The organism is Amycolatopsis sp. SID8362, from assembly GCF_010550475.1.
In the GTDB taxonomy this organism is placed as follows: Bacteria; Actinomycetota; Actinomycetes; order Mycobacteriales; family Pseudonocardiaceae; genus Amycolatopsis; species Amycolatopsis eburnea.
This window is the reverse complement of record NZ_JAAGNB010001504.1, coordinates 1-674: the sequence shown is the minus strand read 5'-3', so window position 1 is coordinate 674 and position 674 is coordinate 1. Positions and strand designations below refer to the sequence as shown.

The 674-nt window shown below is 75.5% G+C and carries 1 protein-coding gene; it reads left to right on the top strand.

All coding sequences use genetic code 11. From position 1 onward, the window contains the following. Window positions 1-674: acyltransferase domain-containing protein (locus tag G3I65_RS45875; protein ID WP_160701665.1), on the top strand; the 674-nt coding region annotated here is incomplete at both ends.

Genomic DNA, 674 nt, shown 5'->3' with positions numbered 1-674 from the left:
ATGCAGGCGCTGCCGGCCGGCGGCGCGATGGTGGCGCTGGCCGCGTCCGAGGACGAAGTGCGCCCCCTGCTGACCGACGGCGTCGCGATCGCCGCCGTCAACGGGCCGCGCTCGGTCGTCGTCTCCGGCGAAGAGCAGGCCGTGCTCGCGCTCGCCGGCCGGTTCGAGAAGACCAGGCGGCTGAACGTGTCGCACGCGTTCCACTCGCCGCTGATGGACCCGATGCTGGACGGGTTCCGCCGGGTCGTGGCCACCCTGCGGTTCGACGAGCCGCGGATCCCGGTCGCCACCGACGGCGACGTGACCAGCCCCGAGTACTGGGTCACCCACGTCCGCGACACCGTGCGGTTCGACGGCAGCGTGGCCACCCTGGCCGGCGCCGGGGTGTCGGCGTTCGTCGAGCTGGGCCCGGACGGCGTCCTCTCGGCGCTGACCGACGTCGAAGGCGCCGTCGTGGTGCCGCTGCTCCGCCGCGACCGCGGCGAGGAGGCGGCGCTGGTGACCGCGCTGGCGAAGCTGCACGTGTCCGGTGTGGACGTCGACTGGGCGCCGATGTTCGACGGCGCGCGGCGGGTCGCCCTGCCCACCTACGCCTTCCAGCACGAGCGCTTCTGGCCGGAAGCCGCGCCCGCCCCCGCGGCCGCGGACCCGGCCGACGCCGAGTTCTGGGCGGC